Annotated in this window: 19 protein-coding genes; 15 read left to right on the top strand and 4 right to left on the bottom strand. The window is 47.6% G+C overall.

Annotation, left to right across the window (positions count from 1 at the left end; genetic code table 11):
- The first annotated feature begins 34 nt into the window (after positions 1-34).
- Together glpE and glpG are read left to right on the top strand one after the other, a co-directional pair.
- On the top strand, positions 35-358 hold the full coding sequence (glpE, locus tag AC6R10_RS17405) for a thiosulfate sulfurtransferase GlpE (RefSeq protein ID WP_334555589.1): 324 nt from the start codon (positions 35-37) through the stop codon (positions 356-358).
- A 23-nt stretch (positions 359-381) separates the two neighbouring features.
- Complete coding sequence (glpG, locus tag AC6R10_RS17400) at positions 382-1,221, top strand: rhomboid family intramembrane serine protease GlpG (protein ID WP_500673058.1); 840 nt, start codon at positions 382-384, stop codon at positions 1,219-1,221.
- Between the two features lie 69 nt (positions 1,222-1,290).
- Here the strand turns inward: glpG and AC6R10_RS17395 are convergent, their stop codons facing one another.
- The gene (locus tag AC6R10_RS17395) at positions 1,291-1,698 is read right to left on the bottom strand and encodes a flagellar basal body-associated protein FliL (RefSeq protein ID WP_500632156.1); all 408 of its coding nucleotides are present in this window, start codon (positions 1,696-1,698) and stop codon (positions 1,291-1,293) included.
- Positions 1,699-1,863: 165 nt separating this feature from the next.
- Here AC6R10_RS17395 and AC6R10_RS17390 point away from each other — a divergent pair, with 165 nt between their 5' ends.
- Together AC6R10_RS17390 and ubiA are read left to right on the top strand one after the other, a co-directional pair.
- On the top strand, positions 1,864-2,406 hold the full coding sequence (locus AC6R10_RS17390) for a chorismate lyase (RefSeq protein WP_334555586.1): 543 nt from the start codon (positions 1,864-1,866) through the stop codon (positions 2,404-2,406).
- The gene (gene ubiA, locus AC6R10_RS17385) at positions 2,403-3,257 is read left to right on the top strand and encodes a 4-hydroxybenzoate octaprenyltransferase (protein WP_500673057.1); all 855 of its coding nucleotides are present in this window, start codon (positions 2,403-2,405) and stop codon (positions 3,255-3,257) included. Before AC6R10_RS17390 ends, ubiA begins: the two co-directional genes overlap by 4 nt.
- 93 nt (positions 3,258-3,350) lie before the next feature.
- Here ubiA and plsB read toward each other — a convergent pair whose 3' ends face one another.
- Positions 3,351-5,789, bottom strand: coding sequence for a glycerol-3-phosphate 1-O-acyltransferase PlsB (gene plsB / locus AC6R10_RS17380; RefSeq protein WP_500673056.1), 2,439 nt, complete (start codon positions 5,787-5,789; stop codon positions 3,351-3,353).
- A gap of 307 nt (positions 5,790-6,096) precedes the next feature.
- Here plsB and lexA point away from each other — a divergent pair, with 307 nt between their 5' ends.
- From lexA to dinF, 3 genes are all read left to right on the top strand, one after another.
- On the top strand, positions 6,097-6,717 hold the full coding sequence (gene lexA / locus AC6R10_RS17375) for a transcriptional repressor LexA (RefSeq protein WP_334555583.1): 621 nt from the start codon (positions 6,097-6,099) through the stop codon (positions 6,715-6,717).
- A gap of 125 nt (positions 6,718-6,842) precedes the next feature.
- Positions 6,843-7,655 (top strand): class I SAM-dependent methyltransferase, encoded by an 813-nt coding sequence (locus AC6R10_RS17370; protein ID WP_500673074.1) that lies wholly within the window; start codon positions 6,843-6,845, stop codon positions 7,653-7,655.
- A gap of 42 nt (positions 7,656-7,697) precedes the next feature.
- Entirely contained in the window at positions 7,698-9,044 is a 1,347-nt protein-coding gene (gene dinF / locus AC6R10_RS17365) for an MATE family efflux transporter DinF (RefSeq protein ID WP_500673055.1), read from the top strand.
- Between the two features lie 80 nt (positions 9,045-9,124).
- On the opposite strand, the gene sthA is transcribed toward dinF, so the two are convergent.
- On the bottom strand, positions 9,125-10,525 hold the full coding sequence (sthA, locus tag AC6R10_RS17360; RefSeq protein WP_334555581.1) for a Si-specific NAD(P)(+) transhydrogenase: 1,401 nt from the start codon (positions 10,523-10,525) through the stop codon (positions 9,125-9,127).
- 291 nt (positions 10,526-10,816) lie between these two features.
- Between sthA and fabR the strand changes: the two genes are divergently transcribed.
- From fabR to AC6R10_RS17345, 3 genes are all read left to right on the top strand, one after another.
- Positions 10,817-11,458 carry an HTH-type transcriptional repressor FabR gene (fabR, locus tag AC6R10_RS17355; protein ID WP_334555580.1) on the top strand — a complete coding sequence of 214 codons (642 nt, stop codon included), beginning with the start codon at positions 10,817-10,819 and terminating at the stop codon, positions 11,456-11,458.
- A complete protein-coding gene (locus AC6R10_RS17350; protein WP_334555579.1) occupies positions 11,458-11,829 on the top strand; it encodes a YijD family membrane protein in 372 nt (123 codons plus the stop codon). Before fabR ends, AC6R10_RS17350 begins: the two co-directional genes overlap by 1 nt.
- A gap of 293 nt (positions 11,830-12,122) precedes the next feature.
- On the top strand, positions 12,123-13,382 hold the full coding sequence (locus AC6R10_RS17345; protein WP_500673054.1) for a tyrosine-type recombinase/integrase: 1,260 nt from the start codon (positions 12,123-12,125) through the stop codon (positions 13,380-13,382).
- Between the two features lie 67 nt (positions 13,383-13,449).
- Here the strand turns inward: AC6R10_RS17345 and AC6R10_RS17340 are convergent, their stop codons facing one another.
- Entirely contained in the window at positions 13,450-14,343 is an 894-nt protein-coding gene (locus tag AC6R10_RS17340) for a hypothetical protein (protein WP_500673053.1), read from the bottom strand.
- Between the two features lie 744 nt (positions 14,344-15,087).
- Here AC6R10_RS17340 and AC6R10_RS17335 point away from each other — a divergent pair.
- From AC6R10_RS17335 to AC6R10_RS17315, 5 genes are all read left to right on the top strand, one after another.
- The gene (locus AC6R10_RS17335) at positions 15,088-15,762 is read left to right on the top strand and encodes an inovirus Gp2 family protein (RefSeq protein ID WP_500673052.1); all 675 of its coding nucleotides are present in this window, start codon (positions 15,088-15,090) and stop codon (positions 15,760-15,762) included.
- Between the two features lie 157 nt (positions 15,763-15,919).
- Positions 15,920-16,516: a YagK/YfjJ domain-containing protein gene (locus tag AC6R10_RS17330; RefSeq protein WP_222133916.1), complete on the top strand. Its 597-nt coding sequence runs from the start codon at positions 15,920-15,922 to the stop codon at positions 16,514-16,516.
- Positions 16,517-16,584: 68 nt separating this feature from the next.
- Positions 16,585-16,785 (top strand): AlpA family transcriptional regulator, encoded by a 201-nt coding sequence (locus tag AC6R10_RS17325; RefSeq protein WP_130201312.1) that lies wholly within the window; start codon positions 16,585-16,587, stop codon positions 16,783-16,785.
- A gap of 81 nt (positions 16,786-16,866) precedes the next feature.
- Entirely contained in the window at positions 16,867-17,304 is a 438-nt protein-coding gene (locus AC6R10_RS17320; protein ID WP_064489992.1) for a ribonuclease HI, read from the top strand.
- A 124-nt stretch (positions 17,305-17,428) separates the two neighbouring features.
- On the top strand, positions 17,429-18,529 hold the full coding sequence (locus AC6R10_RS17315) for a hypothetical protein (RefSeq protein ID WP_372068748.1): 1,101 nt from the start codon (positions 17,429-17,431) through the stop codon (positions 18,527-18,529).
- Positions 18,530-18,912 lie beyond the last annotated feature (383 nt).

The raw sequence follows: 18,912 nt of genomic DNA, 5'->3' as shown, positions 1-18,912 counted from the left end.
GAGCGCAGACAATAAAAGCATAAAGAGAAAGTAAATGGACCAGTTTCAGCACATCGATGTTGCCTCTGCGCAGCAAATGATTGAGCAGCAAGGCGCCCGCCTAGTGGATATTCGTGATCCACAATCCTTTGCCGTCGCGCATGCTACGCATGCGTATCATCTGACCAACGACACCATGGTGGCCTTTATGGACGAGGTGGAGTTTGACCAGCCGGTTTTGGTGATGTGTTATCACGGGATCAGCAGCCAAGGTGCGGCGCAATATTTAGTGAACCAAGGGTTTGAGCAGGTATACAGTGTGGATGGTGGTTTTGAAGCCTGGCATCGCGCTGGGCTACCTACCGTGCAGACGGCTTAACCCCAATCTTTCAGGATAACCTAATGGTAAGAGTGACCACCATCAAGAACCCCAGAATGGGCCAAGCTTTTGTTGATTACATGGCGGCTCGTAGAGTCACCGTTGGCATGATGCGCGATGAGGAGAGTGACGATTTTGTCTTATTCCTCAAAGAAAGTGAGCATTATGATCTGGTGATGCAGGAGCTTGAGCAATTTCTGGCTAACCCGAATGCAGATAAGTACCACGCTGCGTCGTGGGAGGTGGCGGATACCCGAGTCAATCCTTTCCAGTACCGTTCACCCAGTTTCATCGCGATGATCAAAGCGAAAGCCGGGCCGATCACTTTAGCCGTCATGCTGCTATGTGTGGTGATTTTTGTGCTTCAGCAGATAGGTCAAGGGCGAGCGATTTTCCTCGCGCTTCACTTCCCTGCGGACGCTAGCCAGCAATGGCAGCTCTGGCGCTGGCTCAGTCATGCGGTGTTGCATTTTTCGGCGTTGCACATCGTGTTCAATTTACTTTGGTGGTGGCAACTTGGCGGTGATATAGAGCAGCGACTGGGTCAAGGGAAGCTGTTGCAACTGTTTGTCCTGTCGGCGGCACTCTCAGGCGCTGGGCAGTATTGGGTTGAAGGCGCCAACTTTGGCGGCCTCTCTGGTGTGGTGTACGCGTTGGTTGGATACATCTGGATGATGGGCTACAAGGCGCCCGCGCTCGGTTTGATGATGCCAAAACAGGTGATTGGGTTTATGTTGGTTTGGTTGGTGCTTGGCTTTATGCAGCCCTTTATGGCCATTGCCAATACCGCTCACTTGGTGGGGCTGTTGTCTGGGGTTGGCTTAGGGTTACTCGATGCGAGTAAAGCCAAATACCAAGGGTAGGTAGGCTAAAAAATAGAAAACGCCGCGTTAGCGGCGTTGACAGACCTATCGAGATTGACGGGTGCACGTTTACTGGTAGAGATATTTAGTAAACAGCAGATCCGCGATGACGGTTTTTCCGGTTTCCGGCAGTAAAATCGAGTTGAGCTCCTCGACTAGGCTTTTACGCAAGTCTTCGCGTCCTGCCAGCGAGGTGATGGTGTCTTTTGACTGCTGCCCGAGCAACTCGATCACGGCATCACGAATCAAAGGCTGATGCAGCTCAATCACCGCCAAATCGGCTTGATTAGCAACCATGATGTCAATGCGCACCTGAACGTAGCCCAAATCTTTACCCTTGGTATAAAAATTCGTGGTGAGATCCGGTTCCAGCGTGAAATACGCCAGTTGAGGCCCGCCTTCCTTTTCTGCCAAGGAGGGGAGGCTAACGAGCAGACTCGCAGCAACAAAAAGCTGCGCTAGGTAACGTTTCATCATAGTGGGCGATTTTCTTTCTTCTTTTCACGATATTCGAAAGGTCAGAGTCTTGTTACAATGTTGCCTCTGTCTGTGATTAAAAGAGGCGTTGAACACTCGATACCGTGGTTAACGTTGTTATTTAAGCTTTATTTTACGATATAAAGCTGACTATTGAATACTAGTATGAATCCATCAACTTCGCATTGTTTGTCTGCCCTACGAGAGGTCGAATGGCATGATCCCGACCAGTTTAGCTTTCCAACGCCGATCGCCAAAGATTGGTTGTTAGAACAGGGCTCATTGTCACGTTTATTGGAATCGTATTGCCAAACCTTAAGTGTCGATTTGCTGCACAACCGCATTGTGTCCTCGGAACGTTTGAATGCCCAAGAGATCGCCTTGTTGAGCCACGAAGCGTGTTTGTTACGTAAAGTGGTATTGAAAGGCGATGAGACCGCTTGGGTGCTAGGGCGGACCTTAATTCCTCAATCCTCACTGCAAGAGCAGCATGTTGATTTGACCGCGCAAGGCGAGATCCCACTTGGACTGACCGTCTTTAGCGCCGACAACGTCAAACGTGATGCACTGCAAGTTGGCTGGGCACAGGTCGAGGGAGGCCGTTTATTGGCGCGCCGCTCCCGATTGTGGATGAACCATAAACCCATGCTGGTTGCCGAGCTGTTTCTGCCTACCGCCCCGATTTACACTAAGGAGAGTGTGCAATGAGCGCTTCAAAAGCCATCGCCTATTGGCAACTGATGCGAATGGACAAACCGATAGGGACGCTACTGCTGCTTTGGCCGACACTATGGGCATTGATCATTGCCGGGCAAGGGCGCCCTGATCCTATGGTGCTGATTGTCTTTGTTCTGGGCGTCATCTTTATGCGCGCCGCAGGGTGCGTGATTAATGACTTTGCCGACCGTCGTGTTGATGGTCATGTTAAGCGCACGCAGCAGCGTCCGTTACCGTCTGGGCGCGTGTCGGCGAAAGAAGCGGTCGGTCTGTTTCTTATCTTGGCCGTGGCCTCATTTCTATTAGTGTTGACCATGAATCCGCTCACCATCCAACTGTCGTTTGTTGGGCTGTTTTTGGCGTTCATCTATCCATTTATGAAGCGCTATACCCATCTACCTCAGCTGTTTCTTGGCTTAGCGTTCAGTTGGTCCATTCCAATGGCTTGGGCTGCGCAGGCGAATACCTTGCCGATGATGGCGTGGTTTATTTTTGCCATTAACGCGCTGTGGACGATTGCTTATGACACGCAATACGCCATGGTTGATCGCGACGATGATTTGAAGATAGGCATTAAGTCGACTGCGATTCTCTTTGGTCGCCGTGATAAAACCATCATTGGCGCGCTGCAACTGATCACGCTAGCGATGCTGATTTATGTGGGTGTCTACTATGCGCTTGGTGCGAGTTACTACTGGAGCTTACTGGTGGTTGGGGCGCTGTTTGTTTTTCAGCAGCATTTGATTCGTCATCGTGAGCGAGACTTGTGCTTTCGCGCCTTCCTCAATAACAACTATGTGGGGTTGAGTGTCGCGATAGGACTGGCGATCGCGTTTTGGTAACCGTTTCGTCACTCTCCTATTTCGAGAGCTAAGGGTCTCTAGATACGAGAGGAGAGATAAGACAAAGGGCACGATCATCGTGCCCTTTGTGGTTTATCGCGTCGCATCCACCGATTGATAAATGCTTTCTTGAATGGTCAAGCGCACTTCAGGGTAGAGCATCGAGTAGAGCAGTGATGCGTAGGCTTGGCTCTTGTCTAAATCGCAGTTGCCTTCGACATCGAGGTAGCCTTGCTGCTTGAGCGTCGTGAATAACGCCGCAAACACCCCTTTATCGAAGAACTCAGGTGCGTTAATGCCATGCAGTCGACCAAGGCGCTGTGCAATGTCTTGGCTCTGCTGCTCCAAATCGCTCTTGCCAAGTTCTGGGTTGGCCACCAACAAGTTGAGCGCAATTGCGTAGCGCTGCAATGTCTCGCTGATGGTGCGACCAAGCAGGACCAGCACTTGGCTGTTGGCTTGGTTGATGGAGACCTGCTCTTTGTGGTCAATGTTCACCAGGCCTTGGCGCGCAATCTCTTCGATGTAGGACTCGGTGAGTTCATCGAGTCGAGACTCCTCAATACTCAAAAACAGCTCTTGCTTTAAGAATGGGTACACCAAGGCAACGTTTTGTTTTATCTGCTCTAGGCTCATCGCTTGGTGACGCACCAACATTTGGGCAATCAATGAAGGTAAGGCAAGCAGATGGATGATGTTGTTGCGATAGTAGGTCATCAAAATCGATTGGTTGCGATCGAGTGACACAATCTCGCCCATCGAGTCGGTTTCTAGCACAAACTTATCCAGTGTTTCGGCGTGTTGTACTAACGCTTCTGCGCTCTCTGTCGGTACCGTGTAGGTCGATGAGTAAGGCACATTGCGCAAAAGCGAGAGATAACAATCGATTTGGCTGACGAGATTATCGCGCGATAACGCTCGCTGCCTTGATGCGAGCAGCGCCGTGGCACACAAGGTCAGCGCATTGGTCGCGGCCGCATCGTTAATGTGGGTCATCATTTTGGTTGCTAGTGTATTGACCACTGGGTTGAGCCACTGTGGCCTAGAAGCGCCCATCGGATCGATATCTTTCGTCCACTCCGGTGCCTGCTCATTGAGGAACTGGTTGAGTGGGATCGGCTCACCAAAGTTGACGTAGCCTTGGCCGAAGTTACGCAGTTTACGGATGGTGCGCAGCACTAAGCTCGCGTTTTCCTTCTCTTTGCGCTTGCCGCGCAGCTCTTTAGCGTACGTCCCCACTTCCATCACATGCTCGTAGCCGATGTAGACAGGCACGAGTGTCACCGGACGATTGAGTCCACGTAGCATCGCTTGGATGGTCATCGCAAGCATACCGGTTTTGGCTTGCAGCAAACGTCCGGTGCGCGAACGCCCGCCCTCAGAGAAGTACTCAACCGAGTAGCCTTTGGCAAACAGTTCAGCAAGGTACTCGCGGAAAATCGTCGAGTAAAGTTTGTTGCCTTTAAAACTGCGGCGAATAAAGAAGGCGCCGCCGCGACGGAAAATCGGTCCGGCGGGGAAAAAGTTCAGGTTGATACCAGCCGCGATGTGCGGCGGTACCATGCCCTCGTGATACAACACGTAAGAGAGCAATAGGTAATCCATATGGCTACGATGGCATGGCACGTAGACGATCTCGTGGCCATCTTGAGCGAGCTTGCGCACCGCTGCGGCATTGTTGATGTTTAAGCCTTGATAGATACGGTTCCACAGCCAGCCCAAAATGCGATCGCCGCTTTTGACCAAGGAGTACGAAAAGTCAGCTGCGATTTCATCCATAATGTCATGTGCCGCTTTGCGCGCTTTTTCAATGGAAATGTCTTTGGCTTTCGCTTCATCCTCAATCGCTTTCTCAATCGCTTTGGATTTGAGTAAGCGTTGAAATAGTGCTTGGCGACTCGGTAAGTTTGGCCCAGAGGCGGCCAGTTTCTGACGCGAGAAATGAATGCGCGCCACACGAGCGAGTTTGTGTGCAATCGATGAATCGGTCCCATGCGCATCCGCCATATAGCGTAGAGAGACCACAGGGCTGATGCGTACTAAACAATCTCGACCAGAAAATAGCACTGCTTTGGCTTTTTGTGGGCCATTTAGCGACTGCAAATAAGGCTTGTGTGAAGACTCTCGTCCTGGTTTTCGTCCCCACAGCACGGTGGCAGGGATCATCTGAACGTCAAGTTCGCTATCGAATTTGTGCAGTTCGAGCAGCTCAGAAAATAGAGCCACGGATTCGCGAGGCACATCATCGTCTCGGCTCACCACTGTATTGCGCGCCGAGGTGAATACGTAGCGATGGAAACATTTGCCGTTGATTTCGAGCGGCGTTAACGGATCCGGCAAGCCAAGTCTTTGCGTCTGCTTTTGCAGGGCGAGCAAGTCAACACTTGAGCGGTATGGCAATGCGTAGATAATCGGTTTGTCGACATCGATATTGTGATCAGCAATCGGATCGGAAGGAATCGCCGTCCCTTTGACTAAGACTGACAGTGGCAGCTTTAACAAAGATCGCGAGAAAGAGTGTCCAGAAGACATAAAGGTTCTTAGCCTCAAAAATCAAAAGTATGCCAAAGCGCATTTCCACTTCTGTCACGGCCGTTGGGTGTGAGCGTTTAACGTCTCTCACCGAGCCTCCTGAGAAGTGGAAATAAGCCCAAGCGGGTTTTCAGCTGGCAAGGATAGCAGAAACTGGTCAAACCTTTTAACGATAATTGAGCATGAAAGCATCAATGTGAGGTAAATAGCTTAAGCCTGACCAGAAAATAAAATCCGTTATTAGTCCTTTCCTTTTTCTCAATACTGGATATACTCACAGTTAACTGTATAAAAAGACAGGTGACTTATGAAGCCCTTAACGCCGCGCCAACAACAAGTTTTTGACCTCATCAAAAGTAAAATTGATGAGACCGGAATGCCACCAACCCGCGCTGAAATTGCCCGTGAGCTCGGTTTTCGCTCTGCCAATGCAGCGGAAGAGCACTTGAAAGCGCTCGCACGTAAGCAAGTGATTGAAATCATTCCCGGTGCCTCAAGAGGTATTCGTGTGTTGTTGAACGATGCCGCTAATGACGACGAAGGGCTGCCACTGATTGGTCAAGTCGCTGCGGGTGAGCCTATCTTGGCTCAGGAACATGTTGAGGCACACTACCAAGTGGACCCGAGTATGTTTAAGCCACAGGCTGACTTCCTACTGCGCGTTCACGGTGAGAGTATGAAAGACATCGGCATTATGGATGGCGATCTACTGGCGGTGCATAAGACACAAGACGTTCGTGATGGCCAAGTGATTGTCGCGCGTGTCGATGATGACGTGACGGTAAAGCGTTTGGAACGTAAAGGGTCAACGGTACTGCTTCACGCTGAAAATGAAGAATTTTCGCCAATCAAGGTCGATTTAACTAGCCAAAGCCTGGCAATTGAAGGCCTAGCGGTTGGCATCATTCGCAATACTGACTGGATGTAATTCGACGTCGAGTCCGCTGAGTCAGTCTTGCCTTTGAGAGCAACATCAAGATGCGTTCGCTCGCGCTTGATGTTGCAATTGATATTCATTATCATATTTTCATTCGCGATAGAGAGATAATGAACATGGCTTCCCGGCACCACAACGCGCATTCGCGCTATCAAATCCCCGCCAATCTTTTGCAGCCCTTGTGGCTTCGTAGTCGTGAAAGCCTTGTCGATAATGGCTTGGTTTACGATCCTATCGCTGCTAACGCGTGCCGACATTGTGAGTTAGCGCCAGAGTGTCTATCGGGCGATATTCCTCAAAAACAGCTGCTCCATGCGACCATTACACAGCTGTGTGATCAGCAAGTGAAACACTTTATCCAACATAACCCAGACGGCTGGATCATCAATGTCGGCGCTGGGCTGGATACTCGGTTCTACCGAGTGGACAATGGCCGTTGCCATTGGCTTGAACTGGATGTCACCGAAAATCTGTTGTGGCGGCAAAAGCTGTTTCATCGCAGTGAGCGCTACCACCATTTATGCGGCAGTGTCACTGATTTGAGTTGGATGTCGTCTCTACCTATCGAGGAAAAATCGCCAGTGATGATTGTGTGCGAATGTGCACTGCTTGATGGCACTGAACGACAAATTGCCCGCTTCATTCAAGCCATGGGGTGTCACTTTGACAGTGCCAGAGCGTGCTTGGTGTTGGCCGGAGACCTAACCCCCACTGCATTGGGGCAGAAAATGGGTTCATCACATTACGCGCATGGTTATAAGTCGGCCGATGAGACGGTTAGACGCATACTGCCTTGGGCAAGTTCAGTGAAACTCTTTTCGCCTTTAGATCAGCACTGTCATCGTTGGAAGCTGTGGCAGCGATGGCTGAGAAAAATTCATCGCCTCAAGCATCGTTTAACGCCCGTGGTGGTTCAGCTGCGCTGGTGATAGGGGTACACTGGACACATCGTCCTTAAGTGAATTCCACCCGTGCAGATCCTTGATACTCTTTCCAATCTCTCTCTTCACAAAAAAGTCTTGTGGCTCGCCATTCCTATGGTGCTGTCCAACATCACTGTGCCTCTGTTGGGGCTGGTAGATGCCGCGGTTATTGGTCATTTAGAACATGCGTGGTATTTAGGCGGTGTCGCGCTAGGTACCACCATGATCAGTGTGACTTTCTGGTTGCTCGGGTTTCTGCGCATGGCCACCACAGGTTTAGCGGCCCAAGCGTATGGCGGGAAGTCAGGGCATGGGTTGGCGCTTGTGTTGACGCAAGGGCTCGCGATGGCGTGGCTTTTTGCGCTGCTGTTTCTCATCGTGCATGCTTCAGTGGCCGATATCGTCTTTCAGTTCAGTGAGGCCAGCGAGCAAGTCAAATTTTATGGTGAACAATACTTTTCCATCCGTGTTTGGAGCGCGCCTGCGGCGTTAGCCAATTTTGTGCTGCTTGGCTGGCTGCTGGGTACACAAAACGCAAAAGCGCCCATGTGGATGGTGGTGATCACCAACGCGACCAATATTGCACTCGATCTGCTGTTTGTGATCGGGTTGGAGTGGCAAGTCGAAGGGGCGGCTTGGGCGTCGGTATTGGCCGATTACACCGGTATGAGTTTTGGTTTTTTCTGCGTATGGCGAACATGGCACCAGCAGAACCTACCGCCTATTGGTGATGTGTTGCGTGCCACCACCCGTGGGCTAAGCCGTTTTATCAGACTGAATCGAGATATCTTCCTTCGCTCGCTCTGCCTACAAGCGGTGTTTACCTTTATGACCTTTCAAGGCGCAAACTATGGCGATGAGATTGTCGCGGCCAATGCCGTCTTGATGAGTTTCTTGATGATGATCTCGTACGCAATGGATGGCTTTGCCTATGCAATGGAGGCAATGGTCGGTAAGGCCATCGGCGCAAAAGATCGTCATCAACTGACGCAGTCATTGCTGGGCACCTTTTTCTGGAGTCTGATCATTTGCTCCGTACTGACGTTGGTGTTTGCCCAACTGGGATCGCCCTTGATCGCAATGATCACGGATATTGAGTCCGTCCAGCAGCAAGCGCTGCACTTTCTTCCTTGGCTGGTAGCCATGCCGTTGGTTTCTATGTGGTGTTTTCTACTCGACGGTATTTTTGTCGGCGCGACGAAAGGAAGAGAAATGAGAAACAGCATGTTTGTCGCCACCTGTGGGTTCTTCATTCTATTCTGGCTGTTTGAGGCGTTGCAAAACCACGCGCTTTGGTTATCGATGCTCTGTTTTATGGCCGCGCGAGGCATGGCATTAGGGTGGATTTTGTATCGCCAGTGGCGAGCGGGCGCGTTCTTTCCTGAGTCGATTTGAGGGCATGGCTGCGAAGAAAAAACACGGCGCCAATCAGAGCCTGATGCCGTGTCGAATGAGATGAAAGTCGCGAGTAAGGGTTAAAACAAGCGATTCAAACCATTGAGGGCGGCGACGCGGTAGGCCTCCGCCATGGTTGGGTAGTTAAAGGTGGTATTGACGAAATACTCGATGGTATTCGCTTCGCCTTTTTGTTCCATGATGGCTTGCCCGATATGGATGATCTCAGCCGCTCGCTCACCAAAACAGTGAATGCCTAAAATCTCTTTAGTTTCACGGTGGAAAAGGATCTTCAAACTGCCAATATCTTTGCCTGCAATCTGGGCGCGAGCCAAATGTTTGAACGACGAGCGTCCAACCTCATAAGGGACTTTCGCCGCTGTCAGTTCTTGTTCAGTTTTCCCCACAGAGCTGATTTCAGGGATGGTGTAAATGCCGGTTGGGATATCATCAATCAAGTAGCCATCCGCTTGACCTTTGGTAATGGCCTGCGCCACAAATCGGCCTTGGTCATACGCCGCACTGGCCAAACTTGGATAGCCAATCACATCACCGACCGCATAGATGTGCTCAACTGGCGTGCGGTAGTTGGTGTCCACTTTCAACTGACCGCGCGAGTCGGCTTCAAGCCCTACCGCGCTTAAGTTGAGCTTGTCGGTATTGCCGGTGCGGCCGTTGGCGTAGAGCAAACAGTCGGCGCGCATTTTCTTACCCGATTGGAGGTGGACGATCACGCCGTCTTCAGTGCCCTCGATCTTCTCGTAGGTTTCATCGTTGCGAATCACCACGCCGCTATTCCAGAAGTGGTAGGAGAGTGCGTCAGACACTTCGTTGTCCAAAAAGGACAGCAAGCGATCACGTGTATTGATGAGATCGGTTTTCACCCCAAGGCCACGGAAGATAGAGGCGTATTCACAGCCGATCACGCCTGCGCCGTAAATGATGATGTGGCGCGGGTCGTGTTTCAGGCTCAAAATAGAATCGCTGTCGTAAATACGCTCGTGGAGGAAATCGACATCCGCCGGTTGATAGGGGCGTGAGCCAGTCGCAATCACAAATCTGTCGGCGCTGTAGGTCTCTTCGGTGCCATCGCTTTGCATCACCGCGATGGTGTATTTATCCACAAATCGCGCCGTACCAAAAATCAACGAGCATTGGTTGCGATCATAAAATCCCTGGCGCAATCGAGTTTGTTTGTCGATGACTGACTTAGCATGACCAAGAATGTTGGAAAAGGTCGAGTGTAAGCTGCTGTTATTGTGGCAAAACAGCGGGTTGTTGTTGAATTCAATGATTCGGCTCACCGCGTGACGCAGCGCTTTGGAGGGGATGGTGCCCCAGTGTGTACACCCGCCACCGACACTGCTCTCTTTCTCTACTATCGCGACGTTGAGCCCCGCTTTGGTCAATCCCATAGCCGCCCCTTCACCACCAGGGCCACTACCTATTACGATCACATCAAAGTGGTTGCTCTGAGCCATAGTTTTATCCTTGTTATAGAGTGTTAACATTGCTGTAGCGAGATTTTAACTGATTCCAAGAAGCAAAGAAAAAAAAGCGACTGAGAGAGTCGATGAGATCACGAGAATAAGTGCGTGAAGTGAATCTTCGGCCTGGCGCACAGGATAGACGAGCAAGTGAGAGGGAATTTTGCCTTCAATTAAGCGGGCGTGTTTTAATAGCGATTCTTCACTAAACAACGAATTGAGGTTATCTCCGTAAGCCAATCGTTGTATATTGACTGGCATTGAGGTTAAACACAGATACCAACGATGAAATCCATGGGAATACGCGCACAACAAAAAGAGAAAACTCGTCGCTCATTGATTGATGCGGCCTTCAGTCAATTAAGTGCTGATCGCAGTTTCTCGAACCTGAGCTTGCGAGAAGTGGCACGAGAGGCCGGGATTGCACCGACGTCTTTTTATCGCCACTTCAAAGACATGGATGAGTTGGGATTGACCATGGTCGATGAAGGCGGCTTGTTGCTGCGTCAATTGATGCGCCAAGCGCGGCAGAGAATCGTCAAAGAAGGCAGTGTGATTCGCACCTCGGTCGAGACGTTTATGGAGTTTATCGCAAGTAGCCCCAACGTGTTTCGTTTGCTACTGCGTGAGCGCTCCGGAACGTCTTTTGAGTTTCGTACTGCGGTTGCCCGTGAGATGCAACACTTCTGCGCCGAATTGACCGAGTATTTAATCAGCTCAGGCATGTCTCGTGAAGAGGCGTTTACCCAGGCACAAGCGTCCGTGACGCTGGTATTTAGCTCTGGGGCCGAAGCGTTAGATCTAGACAGACGTGAACGCGATGAACTGGCCGAGCGTCTGATAATGCAGTTGCGAATGATAGCCAAAGGGGCTTATTGGTATCGCAAAGAACGTGAACGTAACCGATTAAAAGGTGGGATAAACTAATGTCGAACGAAACAAACCCAGTCGATCGTGGTTCTGAAAAGAAAACCCTCATTTTGGCATTAATCGCAGGTATGTGCGGTGATGCCATGTTGTCTTGGTTGACGATGAGTGAGGTCGCTTTCTCTATCTTTCCATTGATCGCTTTGGTGCTCTCCTTACAGGCCTTATACCAAGAGTATCTCCGTCATCCGGTATCTGAGGATATTCCTCTTGTCGGGCTCGCGTGCTTTTTCGTCGGTGCGTTTGGTCACTCCGCATTTGTGAAAGCGCAATACCCAGAGGCCGGTTCAAACTTCTTTTCGATCATCGTCTCACTCTTGTTGCTGCTGTGGATCGGTAAAAAGCTCGGCTACATTGGCGCCGAGCGATAAGTACGCGACCACACATTCCTAAACAACAAACGAGCCCTAAGGCTCGTTTGTTCATTTAAGGGGCTAGTCTTTTTTCTCAAGCATCACACCCGCTTCCATATGGTGGGTAAATCGAACCTTTAATCCGCCAAAGTCTATAGAGTTATATTTTTTAAAGTTAAATACCTGATTTTATTTGTTTTTTGTAATCGTATTGTCCGGTGAAGTCCAAAGCTGTACAATAGAAACTCGACGCTTGCCGTACCCCACGCCGTACCCAGAGCCGTACCCAGAAATGCAGAGGTTTTCCAACGATGACGAAACGAATCAGTACCAATGCAACGTTGCAAGCATTGAAGCCACAGGATAAGGAATACTCGATCCCCGATAAGAAGGTCGAAGGATTGAACATTCGAGTTCGTCCAACAGGCACAATGACTTGGATCTTTCGTTTTCAAGTAGGGAAGAAACACGAAAAAATCTCTATGGGTCGATACATTAAGATCAAACCAGAGCGCGGGATGACATTGGATCAGGCGCGAAAGGAAGCGGGTCGTTATCGTAGTTGGCTGGAGAATGGTAAGAACCCAAAGGTTGAGTTGGATATCGAGAAACGAGCACAAGATGAGGCGAAGAGCTTTGACGATGCGTTTATTAGTTTCGATGAAAAACGTCTTTCAAAACAGCTTCGTGGTGACCAGTCGAGGACCATTTACTATCGAGATATCAAGCCGATTCTCGGTAGCATCAAATTGGCTGATTTGAGCATATATGACCTCAACCGGGTCTTTGATGCGAAGGTCGATAAAGACGGTAAGCGTATGGCGGGGGCTATCGGGGTTTGCCATAAAATCATCAATCAAGTGATTAACCATGCCCTAGCGCTAAATATGCTTGATACTCATCCTGCACCACAGCTGAAAGCAAAAGACGTTGGCGGCGGCTCAAAAGTGACAAAACGTAATTTAAGCTTTTCAGAGTTAAAGGTTCTGTTAACGAGTATGCCGTCATGGCGTACAGATCCCTCTAACATTCGTTTAATGCAGTTCTTACTTGGCTGTGGACAGCGAATTAGTGCTGTACTAGAAATGCGTTGGAGTGAGTTAGATTTTGAAGAGGGAACTTGGCTGTTACCAGCCAGCTCAGAAGAACGACACACTAAAAGCCAAGATGCTCGTAAAGTGCCTTTAAGTGGCTATCTGCTGACCCTTCTAAAAGAGCAGCGTGACAGCGTGCCAAGTAAGTGGAAGTTGGTATGGCCTCAGCTAACTGTCGATAAAGTGCAAGAACCTGCGGCAGTACGGGCATTGATCAAACGTAATCTACCTATCGATTTTGAGCGCTTTTCACCTCACGACTTGCGCCGTACCTTTATCAGTCGTTGTAGTGAAATGGGGTTAGATATCGTAGCGATTGAAAAGACAGTCGGCCACCAGCTCCCAGGTATGCTCAGAGTCTATAACCATCATGATTATATCGATGAGCAATTGAAGGTTCTGGAAGCATGGGGTAACAAGTTGCAATCGCTAATGGAAGCGAACGTCCACCCGTTACCTTCAGCTAAGATGGCCTAGCTTTTGCCCTAAAGTAGAGTAATGCATAGAGCAAGGGAAGAGTCTGTGAGAAGTGCGTATCACCTGGTTAATATTTAGCTGATGCGCGCCGAGCCTTTTCTCTATACTGTTTTTGCTTCCATGCCTTCATCATTTTGTGCATGACATCTGTATGACTGAGCCATTCTTTGTATTCTGTCTTCTTTTTCTCGTCTCTTTCACTTGGGTTTCTGACTTGGCCTTTGTTAAAGGTAAATAAGGTATCCAAGTTCGCGATGTTGATGTTGTAATTTTGAGAGGTTGTTAGAGGTGGTGGTAGGTGTGGTAACCACTCTAGTTGGGAGGAAATATAGTTAGAGGTCCAATTATTTTGTTGCTTATTCTTTGGGTCGATCCAGGAGTAATCAGGGCGAAGATCTGATGCAATATACAACCACTTTTCTTTGAGAGTAAGCATTAGTTCTTCTTTGGAACGAGCTGTGACATTCCATTGATCAAAGAAATCTTTAATGAGCGGTAAAGCCTCTGAGCGATGCATCGGTAGTGGATTTAACTTTAAGCTTTTGTAATAGTTTGATCTCTTTGAATCAATATAATAAAGACAGTCATCAAGTCTACGCGCGTACCTCAGCCCTGACTCTCTTCCATCGATCTTCAATGCTCTAGGTGTAGCCAATCTAAGCATTGACCAAACGAAATAGACTACCCTATCGTCATTTTTATCTATCCAGTCAAACGACTTTTCAGGTACTAAGCTGTCCAACGCTGCTGTATTTAATCTGTTTACCAAGCCTATAACATCTAGATCTTTACGCATAAAAACCATCGATATTTTATGTTGTAGCTCTCTCTTGTCCTGACAATCTAACCCCATAATCCTGTCGAAATTTTTACCAAGATAGCCCCAGTAAAACTTTAAGTACCTTTCATCGTTAGCCCTGAAAAGGCCAATTTTAGTAAGTGCTTGTTCGCTTGTTATCATCCCTATTCTTCTCTAATAAGTAGTTTTAATGATTGTTTTTCGTATTTTAAATACATTTTAACTGTATTCATAAATTATCAAATATCGTAGTAAAAAAGTTCCAAGATAAAAAGTAATTTGTGATTTTAACTAATCTTTGAGGGCTTATACTGCTATTTTCCAAGGTAATAGCCAACTTTCTATGGTTTTTTGTTAATGTATAAATTCTTTTTCTATTCTTGAAAAAGGTATTCATTTGATTTGATTTTTATAAACTTGTGACAGTGTGATGGTGGTAGTGCAGCTGATTATGAATGAAGGCTATCAACTCAAATGAACATGAGTATGTTGTTCTAGAAGCAGTAAGACAGACAATGTTGGAGAGAATGATTGAACTATGCAGCTTGTCGTTGGGAGAGAAGGCACGATGGATTGTGGTTATGTTGTACTCACTATGGAGGATGCAAAGTTCATTACCGTGCTCTCAATGGTTTGTCATTTAACTTGTGAGTGAATCGGATTCTATAGAGGCGGTCTTGTATAGATGTTTTACAGTTTAGCGCCCCTGCTTTGATGATTACCTAGCATTTTTTCTCCCCGGTTGGGCTAGAACCATATACGTGGCGATTTTTTGTGTTGTCTGTTTGGTTAGTATTATTAGGCATCTGATATAGCATCATCCAACCCTACACGCTCACTCAACTCGCATAACTAAAAATAACGGTATCGACCTATCTATGAACCTAAACACAGGAGTAGATAGAAATGAAGGTACGTTCTAGAAAAAACAAAAATCTGAGACTAACCGATAAAAAAACCTTTAGAGGTCATCCTATTCAAACAGCTCATGGTGCACTCTGTATTCCGTATCTAGATAGAATCTATGACACTATCGAGCAGGCTCTGGATGCCTACCCGCGTACAATGGCGTTACGAGTTGATCTTCGATTTCCTAAGCTTAGAAATGGACAAGAGAAATGCGGAGCAATCACTGATTTTATCCGCTCGCTGCAATCTCAGATTGAATATGATGGTCGAAGAAAAGAAAGACATGGACAACGAGTCCATTCTTGTACCGTGAGGTATGTATGGGTAAGAGAGTGTTGCTCTTCACTGAATGACCATTACCACTTATTGCTGCTCTTCAACAAAGATCGTTTTAACTGGTTAGGTAAAGCGAGAAAACAGCGAGAGAACTTACTTTCTATGATCATAGATGCTTGGGCGAAAGTCACAGGGGTGGAGTATGATGAAGCCAATGGTTTGGTTTACGTATCCAAAGATCGCTCAGGGGCTCCAGTAGTTCATCGTCTAGATTCCAACTCAAAGTACTTCAATCAACAGTTTGATGATCTATTTGAGCATGGAAGCTATCTTGCAAAAGAAAAAACCAAGCACTTCGGCAACCACCAACGAAACTTTGGCACGAGCCGGAAGTAAATTTAAAGTGACGTTACGGGCAGTTCCAGTGGTTTATCGTTATTTCCACTGGAACTAGTTGCGATAGGTCATCATTAGTTTGGTTACAGTCACAACTCACCTTAAAAAATACAGCGCGAGTAATGCCTATGTCATTCACACACAAAAGGCATTACTCATGGCGAATAGAACCCACCTCCCAAGTATTACCCTTGATAGAACTTTTGAAGATTACCCTCTGTATTACAGCGACAAGGGGTTGTACGAGTCAGCACTGACTTCGATGGTTGATGTCTTTGAATTGGCTCTCAGTCAGTTTGAAGTCGCTCTCGTTACACGTTTTGACTTATATCTGCCTAAAGATCATCAAGATGCAAAGTTTTGCATCCTGAACGATTACTTTGAAATCCTGAAAGAGAAGCTGAACGCCGATTCGTTGCACTACGTGTGGCGTAAGCGAGAGGATAACCGTTCGCACCAATATCGAGTGGTTTTGTTTACTGATTATAAGCAGAATTTTGGTGATGCCATTTACATGGAGAAAAGTAATGAAATTGTGGGGCATCTGAAAACAGCTTGGGGAGAAGCGATTAAAAAGCACTACCAAGGTAATGAGCGCTCCATGGTCCAACTGAATGACCGAGGGAACTATAGCCTGGGTACACGCTGTAAGAGCACTGACACTAACATAAAGAACAGTGTCTTTAAACGGATGAGCAACCTTGCTGAAGCATGGAAAGAAGAGCGTTACTTCTTTGGCTCTAGTGCAGATTAGACACGACTGCATTTTTTTACAGTAGCGGCTTATCTCATGGGTATATACAAAGCAGGAGACGATTCCCAATGAGATTTCTAAGACTTAAAGACGTAATGGCGATTACAGGGCTAGGCCGATCCACTATCTACAAGTTCATGGCAGATGAAACCGAATTTCCGAAGAGTGTACCACTCGGTGGACGTGCCGTGGCTTGGGTAGAAAGTGAAATCGAGGAATGGATGGAGCAACGTCTAGCACTGCGAGATAGCCAAGAATCCTTTCAGTAACACAAGCATCAAATCACATCATCAACAGGGCGCTGACTAAGCAAAGTCATGCGCCCTTTTTCAATTAGAGAGAGATAAAAAATGAGTTATTCAATTTACGTAGACGGCGCAGCCCCAAACAATCAACAAGTATGTATGCGAGGTGGCATCGGGCTGGTGGTCATGGATGAAGACAATGAGATTGTTCATGAAGAAGGTATCACTATTGACCGAGAGACGGACTGTGCGGAGCTGGAGTTACTGGCGTTTATCGAAGGGCTGGAGTATGCCGAAGATGGTGATGTTATCTATTCAGATAATGATTATTGCGTGAAAGGTTTCAACATCTGGATGGATGATTGGAAGGACCGAGGTTGGCGTAAAGCGAATAAAAAGCCAGTTAAGCATCGTCAGCTCTGGAAGCAAGTCGATGAACTGCGTTCTAGAAAGTATGTCGAGGTACTTAAAGTCAAAGCACACTCTGGTATCGAAGGGAATGAGAGAGCTGATTTGTTAGCGGTTGAAGCCGCGGCGTTATAAGGTCAGTGGCACGCAGCTTGTGGGATGTACACCACAAGCTGTCATTCTTATTTATCATTAATATTGCTGGCTTCGACAGTTTCTCTTAACGTTTCGGTATTGCCCGAGGAACGAGCTATCTCTAATGCTCAACGAAAAGTTTAGAATGCCCATTATCAAGTTGGGTAACCCATTTCTACCTTCGCCTGATGAAGTCTCAGAGTTTTTGGGACTCCCTGTTTCTCCCAGAGAGAAAATAAAGTGGTTAAATGCGTCAGTGGTAAAGAGTAATCTGCCGACAGACCGCACGTTGGATAATATTAGTAAGGAGGGAATACGATGGAAATCGATACGTCAGTTTGCTTGGCAACTGGCGAGAGTGTTTGTTCGTAAAGGGTGGAGCTTTAACGTTTCTCTCCCCGATGGTGGTCTTCATAAAGCAGACTTATCTTTTTGGTGGTCTCACACTCTTAGAGGCGTTCAGCAAGGGTTGTCTTCGACTTCTGGTGAGTTGAATGTAGAGCTCTTGGTTAGCTATATCGATAGGCGCTGCGTCGCTTATCAAAGACAGTTGGCTTTTATGCAGAATGCTCCCGGTATCAATGAAAACAACCAAAATGAGTTAATTTCAGGTTATTACCTACCAGTCCTCGACTTTACGTTGCTTAGTGAGCAAGAAAAAGCGCTAGTAAAAAACTGGCTCAAATCCCCCAGTGAGCTTGCCTCAAAAGAAACTGAGCAGGCGATGCTTTGTTTCTGTCATGATTTTTGGTTGTCCTTAATGTCGGTCATTGATGCCATGTTTCTTGAAGATTGGGATAAACACTATGCAGAATACACTCCGAGTGTTCATGCGCAGCAGTACGGGGTGTTCGGACAGGTTTTTAATAGAGAAGAAAGAACATTTCTTGGCAAGTTTTTTGGCCTAATAAAAGCGCAAACTAATCAAACTTACGCGCAGTTGTCAGAGTATGTTGTCTTACCCGTTAGTGAGTATGAACGAAATGGTCTGTTGAAGCGCGATGTCCAACAAGCACGCTTTAAAGAGTGGCGTAGCGGAAAAAGTCTCCCCTCTGTAGAAGCCTTAAGTACGTTTTTTGCCAATATGGACGCAGGGCGTCAAGGTGCGGACTTACTGATATATGCATTGTTCATGAGAGCGCTCGATAAGGTGGGTAGTAGTTCTCTACCTGACATCTACACGACAAGTCGTTACCAGCGTTACTTCCAACATTACGCTCCCTAGGCTGCGCTATGGCAGCCTAGGTTTGCTTCTATTTTTTGCTTGGCGGGTTGTTGGTGCGCCCACCACCTGAAGGATTCGATGTGCCATTTTTGGTCGGCCATAGTGGACTATTGTTTCCTGATAGCTGTTTATTTCCCATGAGTAGCTCCTTTTATTGAGGTTGTCGACGAACTTTCGTCGACAACCATCATGCATGAATACAGGGATTCACAGGGAGGTGGGAAAGAGCGAAAGTTATTAGGAGTGACTAAGTGCTTTTTCGTTGGTGTCCAATATGGATATGTGTGTTATCAGCTTCAGTAAGCCCTTATGTAATGCTTGGTACTCCGATAGAGTTAACTCGCTTTTTTACAGATAACATATACCTTCAAACAGATGCGTTA

This window comes from Vibrio sp. R12-SG2-ISO1 (assembly GCF_059834045.1).
This window is presented reverse-complemented; position numbering and strand designations above follow the sequence as displayed.

Excerpts from the sequence above, each read along its gene's own strand:
- sthA (WP_334555581.1), bottom strand. The coding sequence starts at position 10,525 with ATGGCTCAGAGCAACCACTTTGATGTGATCGTAATAGGTAGTGGCCCT.
- AC6R10_RS17390 (WP_334555586.1), top strand. The coding sequence starts at position 1,864 with ATGAATCCATCAACTTCGCATTGTTTGTCTGCCCTACGAGAGGTCGAA.
- AC6R10_RS17320 (WP_064489992.1), top strand. The coding sequence starts at position 16,867 with ATGAGTTATTCAATTTACGTAGACGGCGCAGCCCCAAACAATCAACAA.
- AC6R10_RS17340 (WP_500673053.1), bottom strand. The coding sequence starts at position 14,343 with ATGATAACAAGCGAACAAGCACTTACTAAAATTGGCCTTTTCAGGGCT.
- glpG (WP_500673058.1), top strand. The coding sequence starts at position 382 with ATGGTAAGAGTGACCACCATCAAGAACCCCAGAATGGGCCAAGCTTTT.
- AC6R10_RS17350 (WP_334555579.1), top strand. The coding sequence starts at position 11,458 with ATGTCGAACGAAACAAACCCAGTCGATCGTGGTTCTGAAAAGAAAACC.
- ubiA (WP_500673057.1), top strand. The coding sequence starts at position 2,403 with ATGAGCGCTTCAAAAGCCATCGCCTATTGGCAACTGATGCGAATGGAC.
- AC6R10_RS17325 (WP_130201312.1), top strand. The coding sequence starts at position 16,585 with ATGAGATTTCTAAGACTTAAAGACGTAATGGCGATTACAGGGCTAGGC.
- AC6R10_RS17370 (WP_500673074.1), top strand. The coding sequence starts at position 6,843 with ATGGCTTCCCGGCACCACAACGCGCATTCGCGCTATCAAATCCCCGCC.
- AC6R10_RS17395 (WP_500632156.1), bottom strand. The coding sequence starts at position 1,698 with ATGATGAAACGTTACCTAGCGCAGCTTTTTGTTGCTGCGAGTCTGCTC.
- AC6R10_RS17315 (WP_372068748.1), top strand. The coding sequence starts at position 17,429 with ATGCTCAACGAAAAGTTTAGAATGCCCATTATCAAGTTGGGTAACCCA.
- AC6R10_RS17335 (WP_500673052.1), top strand. The coding sequence starts at position 15,088 with ATGAAGGTACGTTCTAGAAAAAACAAAAATCTGAGACTAACCGATAAA.
- lexA (WP_334555583.1), top strand. The coding sequence starts at position 6,097 with ATGAAGCCCTTAACGCCGCGCCAACAACAAGTTTTTGACCTCATCAAA.
- fabR (WP_334555580.1), top strand. The coding sequence starts at position 10,817 with ATGAAATCCATGGGAATACGCGCACAACAAAAAGAGAAAACTCGTCGC.
- AC6R10_RS17345 (WP_500673054.1), top strand. The coding sequence starts at position 12,123 with ATGACGAAACGAATCAGTACCAATGCAACGTTGCAAGCATTGAAGCCA.
- glpE (WP_334555589.1), top strand. The coding sequence starts at position 35 with ATGGACCAGTTTCAGCACATCGATGTTGCCTCTGCGCAGCAAATGATT.
- AC6R10_RS17330 (WP_222133916.1), top strand. The coding sequence starts at position 15,920 with ATGGCGAATAGAACCCACCTCCCAAGTATTACCCTTGATAGAACTTTT.
- plsB (WP_500673056.1), bottom strand. The coding sequence starts at position 5,789 with ATGTCTTCTGGACACTCTTTCTCGCGATCTTTGTTAAAGCTGCCACTG.